Consider the following 6,000-nt stretch of genomic DNA (forward strand, 5'->3'; position numbering starts at 1 on the left):
CCGGCCAAGGCCGGTCGATTGCCATCAACGCCTTGCCATGACAGGATTTTTGCGTACAATCCCTTTTGACAACTTGGGGCTGATTCTGGATTCGACAAGATTCACGAAACCCAAGGTGCATGCCGAGGTGCGGTAGGCCTCGTTAATAAACCGCAAAAAAATAGTCGCAAACGACGAAAACTACGCACTCGCAGCTTAATAACCTGCGCTGAGCCCTTCTCCCCTAGCTTGCCTGTGTCCTAGGGAAATGGAAGGTCATCCTTCACAGGATCGTGTGGAAGTCCTGCTCGGGGCGGAAGCATTAAAACCAATCGAGCTAGTCAATGCGTGGCGTGTCTCTCCGCAGCGTGTTGGCGAATGTAAAGAGTGACTAAGCATGTAGTACCGAGGATGTAGTAATTTTGGACGGGGGTTCAAATCCCCCCAGCTCCACCAATTTAACTAGGACACCGACAGGACAAACCCAGAAAAAACAGCCACTTAGCAAAAACATAGCGACAGTGACTGGCCCAGAACTGGAATCAAAATGATCCAATGGTGATCCAAGAGCAAGAAAGCCTGCAGAAATGCAGGCTTTTTTCTTTTCTACCCTCCAGGCATAGAAAAGCCCGCACAGTGGCGGGCCAATCCGAATCCTTCCGCGTCACGCTGACGCGGTGGCTTCATCGCGTAGTTTTTCCAGAATGCGCGCGATCTTGCTCTCCTCCTCAGGCGCCAGGTCCAGCGTCTCAACAAACTCTTCCAGTTCGCTTAGTAGTGATTCCATCCGATCTCCCCCTTGCTCTCCCAGTCTCTCGACTGTGAAACACTGTATACCCATACAGTACACTCCTTGAATTTATCATTTTCGGACTGATTTGGGTATTAAAAATGGGGCCGTAGCCCCATCAGTATCATTCAGCCAGGTCAGGCATCATGCTCTGGATCCTGTCAACAAGCGCCCTGCGATCCTGAGGACAGAGGTCGATAACCTCCAATTCCCCCAGCAGGGCATTCAACTCAACCTGCAGTTGGGCGGCGCTCATTGCAGACCTCCCATGAACTCGGTGACGAAGTCTGGCATCACAAATGTCACGCCAAGGGTACTCATCATCAGGCCATCCATCACCCCAATCCCGGCCTCTGAAAGCCAGCATGTGTGGTCATCAATTACAGTCAGGCACATGTACAGCTCTGTCAGTTTAGACGCAGTGATTTTACTTCCGCCCTCGCCATAAAACTCAGCTTCGAGCGTGCAGCTCATTGTCCACTCAATATCCTCCAGTGTGAGCAGCTTACTGACAGTGCCATTGTTGAATGCCCTACCGTTGAATAACAGGTACGCAGCAGCCAGCGTTGTTCTTGCCGCACTCAAAACAATTGGGGGGCTTTCACTCATGCTGAGAGCCAGTGACACAGATTGCATGGCATCACGAAACCCCGACAGGCGTCTTTCCTTCTCACCGTCACTGACGCTATCTCTGAATCTAAAAACTGGGTAAATAGGCTGGCTGCTCATGCGGCCCCCTTGATCACTTTGTCCTGGGTGAACAGACCGTCCCAATCCTTCTTCATGGGGAGCTCACCTTTCAGGTAGATCTGATAGATCCGTACCGCCCCCTTCTGCAACAACACAGGCGTGAAATAGATGAAGGGGTCGAAACCATGCCGCTTCTGCTCATGCTGCTCCTCGGTGAGGTAGGTGTCACGGGCGTAAGATGCGGCGCGCCAGCGCTTGCCGGAACGGCTTTCGTTGTACAACCAGCCGCGATCTTCAAAATAGGCGCACACCTGCTGAGAGTTGACGCCGTTGAGCATCTTGCAGAACTGTGGGATGGTCATACCCTGGCGGAATAGGCTCTCGAGTGAGTCGATCTGCGCTTGCTGTTGCTTGTTCTCAATAGCCAGCACCTGACCGCGCTCGTACTCCTCAGCCCAAGCGCGAGCAGCGGCGGCCGGGTTGCTGAAGTCAGGCAGGTTGGCGGCCGGTGCGCCATAGCTGCCTGTCTTGCGAATGCTCGGCAGCACTTCGGAGGTGACCCAGCGTTTAAAGCGTTTGGCTTCTAATTTCGTGCTGCCGAAGATGGCGTGATAGAGGCCTGACTCATTTATAAGTGATTGATTGACATAGTTTCCTCCAATTTGGAGCACCCTCTTGTTCTTGTCATCTTCATCAATCAGCTTGTTCATGTTGTTGGTTTGCGCATACCCCAGTACGGCGGCAACATCGCTGGCCACAAACCAAGGCTCGCCCTGTTCGTCGGTGATGATGCGGATCTGGTAGTTCTCGAAAGACTTCATGATCAGGCTGCCGCCGTCATTCTGCGGCCCTGCCAAAACTTTGGTTTGCTGATGAAGGTTCATGCCGCACCCCCAACTTCCAGCGCAGTGATGATGACGCCCACCGCCTCGGCCCCAGCCTCGTTGTAGCGGAAGGTCTCCACCTGCTTGGTCGAGCTGCGTGACTTGTCCAAGAAGAACTTCCCGTATTGCTCGGTTTTCAGGTTGTGCTCGTTGGCGATGCGCCCCACCTTGTTGGCGCTGATGCCGTAGCGGTCACCCACCTCAGTGGCTGTGTAGTAATGCTCAGTGAGCAATGGCAGCGGGATGATGTCAGCGCCCGCCACCGGGTTCACCAGTGATGCGGTAATGGTCTGGCGAGACACATCACTCAGGTGGGGGAGCAGATTACAAATGGCCTGAGCATTCTTGATCTGCTGATCGAGCGCTTGGGCGCGCAACGTGACAGCCTTGGCCAAGCGCATGTCATCCAGCGCAGCCTTGGCTGCCTTGCTGCCAGAGAGCTCAACCGCCTTTTCAATGTCGCCGTGGCGCAGGGCTTGAGCTGCGGCATAGACCTGCACTTCAAATGAAGCATCGATCCAGCCTGCATATTTCATAGCGACAAGCTCAACAGCCCAAGTGCCAGTCTTGCCTCTGCCCTTCACTGTTTTAGTAGGACAAATTTGGCTTTCTAACTCCACTGCTGCAACAAACGCCATAACTTCAGCATTGCGCATAAATTTAGCCGGGTTTTGATGCTCGGTCGCCTTGCCTAGCGCCATAGCAGCCTTGTGCAGATCGTTGAGGCAATACATGCCATCAGCCTTCACTGCGATAGAATGGCTCTCGATAACGAGGGCGTTAACTTTCGTTTGTCTATCAGATTGATGTATAGTCATACCGTAGTCCTTAACGTTGCGGTTTTGGTTTACATCCTCGGCCTCAACTGTTCCACCAGTTGGGGTCGAACTCTTTCTGGCATCAGGCCGACTCTGCTTTCTCACTCTCTTGCTCCCTCTCCATCTGCTGCTTCAGGATCATCGTGATCTCACCGTTGAAGCTGCGGCAGTTATCTGCTGCTCGGTTCGTTAACCAATCGCGTATCTCACGCGGCAAGCGCAGTGACGTGTTCTTAATCTTATCTTGTTCCATCTATCTACCCTCTCAGTGAATTTATTTTGGTGACAACAGGCTTTACTATGAAGCCGATCAGCGAAGCCGTCAACAACCTTTTGATGCCGGTATGAATTCAACCATCATTGTTGTTAAAATGGGGGCATATAAACAAACGAGAGTCACTGTTGCAGCATGAGCAAGGACATCCAAAGAACGGCCCTGCGCCTACCAAGAGATCTACATAACGCCATCCATGAGGCTGCTGATGCGTCAGGACGCACCATGAACGCAGAGATCGTCTACCGATTGCAGCGGACTTTTGATGAAGATGCCGAGATTGCTGATAGTGGCGTGAAGATCATCGAGGGCATGAGCATCAATCGTTCTGCATTTACACTGCCACCCGGCACTGTCCTCACGCCTCACGAGATCGACAAGGATGATCCTCGCTATACCCCTTACGTTCGGCGCGAGGAAATACAGGAAGTGCTGGACTACATCAGGCAGGAAATGAAAAACAAGAAGAGCTGATGTGATCTTGGTCGCTGACGTGTAGGCTCAAACGATTCAGAATTGAATTTTGCTGATAGGAAAAGGAGAGTCTTGATGCGCAATGCAATTTTCGCGGCCTTGTTGGTGGTTTCCACCGTAGCCAACGCTGAATGTATTGGTTCTGGCAGTCTGAAAACCTGCTATGACGACCAAGGAAACACCTACGATGTGCAGCGTTTGGGGGATACCACATATGTTAACGGTCACAACTCCAGAACCGGTTCACGCTGGAGCCAAGAAAGTCAGCGTATTGGCAGTAGTACGTTCACCAACGGTCGTGATGCAGATGGTAATTCCTGGAACAGCACCTCAACGAGGATCGGCAATTCAACTATCACGAATGGCATCGACAGTGATGGGAATGCTTTCAGTCAGACCTGTAACGAATATGGCTGCTACTAGCCATTCACCAAACTGATATCAACACATTCAATGCAAATCCAACCAGAGCAATAAAAAAGCTGAATGCCATAAAGTCATCCAGATCGCTCCGGCTGGATTTGCTGAAACACCAGCATCCTGCTGCAAAAGGAATAAGTGCCAGGGTGAAGCTGAAACTGAACGCTTTCAGCGCCACTACCATCATTATCAGTGCAAACAGTATCCACATGGTCAGGGGCCTCACTGGTCAGTGGGCCAGCTTACCCTCTGTGGTCCGGGGCAAGCCAGGGCCGCGCAACGGAATTGGACATCCCACAGGTTGTCGCTTTACCATTTATGGTAAAGTCTCACCATGCGACATCAAGAGGTAGCCACAGCATGAAAGACAACACCGTCAGCAACAAATATGGATTGCCACAAGTGCAGAATCGGCCACAAATCAAGGCTGAAAAGAACCTGTGCCTGAACGGTGAAGAGGGCCGCCAGATCATCAAGTCTGAGACCAAGCTGACACTGAAGACCCACGAGAAGACCTTCACCCGTTTGGCTGATATGTAATGGATATCATCCAGTTTCCTCCCGCTCGAGTGCTGGAGATTAACCACTACATCCTAGGTGCGTCGCCTGGTCACCAGGGGCCTGCCAGCATAGCGTTATTGGAGGGGGCGCTTGGCCGCATCGACAACGCCATCGCCTACAACGGGCTAAATGATGTGTTTCTCATCGCCGCAAAGTACGCAATGGCCATCGGTACCGCTCACGCCTTTTCCGATGCCAATAAGCGCACCGGACTCGCGGTCTGCCTTGAGTATCTCTCCCTCAACGACTTCGAGATTGAAAGAGATAACGAGAAGCTGGCGGACGCTATGGTTGACCTTGTGCTTGGCGAGCTGCCAGAAGAGTGGTTTGCCGATATCCTTTACGCGCTTTGGTTGGAAGAGCAAAAAACCTCCTGATGCCCTTTCTATCAGGCGGCCGCAGCGACGGCCGCCCTTCCCCATCAATCGGCGAAGCGCCCCTCCTCTCTCAGGTACTCCCGGTTGCGATTGAGGTATACCCCGCCCTGAGTGCGCTCGTTGCTGCGAAGCTTTGACTTAAACGACAAGGCCAAGCTCTTGCCGGTGATGCGCTCGCGAGGGTGGTGGATGGAATTGAACATTTTGATGCGCTCCAGTACCTCTTGCACCTCGTCCATCTCACCACTTTTGCGGGCCATGTAATAGTCGGTCAGCAACTGGGAGCGCTTATCCGCGATGCGTTTCTCCTTGCCTTTGATGTATTCGCGGGCGTCGTAATTCTTGGCCATTTGGGCGCTACCGAAACCCAGCCCCTGCATGGCGACGTTCCAGGTCGAAACATCATCCATGATGATGTCGCCTTTAATGGTCTGCTCCCCTTCTGTCGCTTGGCGATAGGACTTGGCAACGTCGCGAATCGACTTGGGCAACATGGTTTCCAGTCCGCGCTGAATGTGGCCATCCGTCATCTGCCCCGCGCCTCGCGCCAGGTTTATGCCAATCCCGGCAACCGGGCCCAGCAGTTGCTCATATACAGGACCTTAAGAAAACACTTCATTTGAAATTCCTTCTAAGGTCCTGTTCTGTATCGATTTTCGCTGCTTGGTTCGACGGGCATTTTTCGCCAAGTAAACGGCAGCCCATTCCAGACGCTCTCTTATTTCCACCAACA

Annotated in this window: 12 protein-coding genes and 1 other RNA gene; 5 read left to right on the forward strand and 8 right to left on the reverse strand. The window is 52.5% G+C overall.

What is annotated here, in order from left to right:
* The first annotated feature begins 75 nt into the window (after positions 1-75).
* Positions 76-435: a transfer-messenger RNA gene (gene ssrA, locus J9889_RS16485) on the forward strand.
* 208 nt (positions 436-643) lie between these two features.
* On the opposite strand, the gene J9889_RS24550 is transcribed toward ssrA, so the two are convergent.
* From J9889_RS24550 to J9889_RS16505, 6 genes are all read right to left on the reverse strand, one after another.
* Entirely contained in the window at positions 644-766 is a 123-nt protein-coding gene (locus J9889_RS24550; RefSeq protein WP_265182620.1) for a hypothetical protein, read from the reverse strand.
* Between the two features lie 127 nt (positions 767-893).
* Positions 894-1,025, reverse strand: a complete 132-nt coding sequence (locus tag J9889_RS24555; protein WP_282597955.1) for a hypothetical protein — start codon at positions 1,023-1,025, stop codon at positions 894-896.
* On the reverse strand, positions 1,022-1,498 hold the full coding sequence (locus tag J9889_RS16490) for a hypothetical protein (RefSeq protein WP_109421869.1): 477 nt from the start codon (positions 1,496-1,498) through the stop codon (positions 1,022-1,024). The genes J9889_RS24555 and J9889_RS16490 overlap by 4 nt, the downstream gene beginning before the upstream one ends.
* Entirely contained in the window at positions 1,495-2,343 is an 849-nt protein-coding gene (locus J9889_RS16495) for a BRO family protein (RefSeq protein ID WP_210557362.1), read from the reverse strand. The genes J9889_RS16490 and J9889_RS16495 overlap by 4 nt, the downstream gene beginning before the upstream one ends.
* Complete coding sequence (locus J9889_RS16500) at positions 2,340-3,161, reverse strand: KilA-N domain-containing protein (RefSeq protein ID WP_210557364.1); 822 nt, start codon at positions 3,159-3,161, stop codon at positions 2,340-2,342. The genes J9889_RS16495 and J9889_RS16500 overlap by 4 nt, the downstream gene beginning before the upstream one ends.
* Before the next feature lie 82 nt (positions 3,162-3,243).
* Positions 3,244-3,414, reverse strand: a complete 171-nt coding sequence (locus J9889_RS16505; protein ID WP_210557366.1) for an Arc family DNA-binding protein — start codon at positions 3,412-3,414, stop codon at positions 3,244-3,246.
* 156 nt (positions 3,415-3,570) lie between these two features.
* Here J9889_RS16505 and J9889_RS16510 point away from each other — a divergent pair, with 156 nt between their 5' ends.
* On the forward strand, positions 3,571-3,909 hold the full coding sequence (locus tag J9889_RS16510) for an Arc family DNA-binding protein (RefSeq protein WP_210557368.1): 339 nt from the start codon (positions 3,571-3,573) through the stop codon (positions 3,907-3,909).
* 75 nt (positions 3,910-3,984) lie between these two features.
* Positions 3,985-4,332: a hypothetical protein gene (locus J9889_RS16515; protein WP_210557370.1), complete on the forward strand. Its 348-nt coding sequence runs from the start codon at positions 3,985-3,987 to the stop codon at positions 4,330-4,332.
* 4 nt (positions 4,333-4,336) lie between these two features.
* On the opposite strand, the gene J9889_RS16520 is transcribed toward J9889_RS16515, so the two are convergent.
* A complete protein-coding gene (locus J9889_RS16520; protein WP_111896606.1) occupies positions 4,337-4,540 on the reverse strand; it encodes a hypothetical protein in 204 nt (67 codons plus the stop codon).
* A 149-nt stretch (positions 4,541-4,689) separates the two neighbouring features.
* Here J9889_RS16520 and J9889_RS16525 point away from each other — a divergent pair, with 149 nt between their 5' ends.
* Positions 4,690-4,869 carry a hypothetical protein gene (locus J9889_RS16525; RefSeq protein WP_033137226.1) on the forward strand — a complete coding sequence of 60 codons (180 nt, stop codon included), beginning with the start codon at positions 4,690-4,692 and terminating at the stop codon, positions 4,867-4,869.
* Positions 4,869-5,267, forward strand: a complete 399-nt coding sequence (locus J9889_RS16530; protein WP_182785848.1) for a type II toxin-antitoxin system death-on-curing family toxin — start codon at positions 4,869-4,871, stop codon at positions 5,265-5,267. The genes J9889_RS16525 and J9889_RS16530 overlap by 1 nt, the downstream gene beginning before the upstream one ends.
* 44 nt (positions 5,268-5,311) lie before the next feature.
* Here the strand turns inward: J9889_RS16530 and J9889_RS16535 are convergent, their stop codons facing one another.
* A complete protein-coding gene (locus J9889_RS16535) occupies positions 5,312-5,851 on the reverse strand; it encodes a PLxRFG domain-containing protein (RefSeq protein ID WP_210557372.1) in 540 nt (179 codons plus the stop codon).
* Positions 5,852-6,000 lie beyond the last annotated feature (149 nt).

The organism is Aeromonas sp. PrichA-15, from assembly GCF_017939245.1.
GTDB lineage: Bacteria > Pseudomonadota > Gammaproteobacteria > Enterobacterales > Aeromonadaceae > Aeromonas > Aeromonas caviae.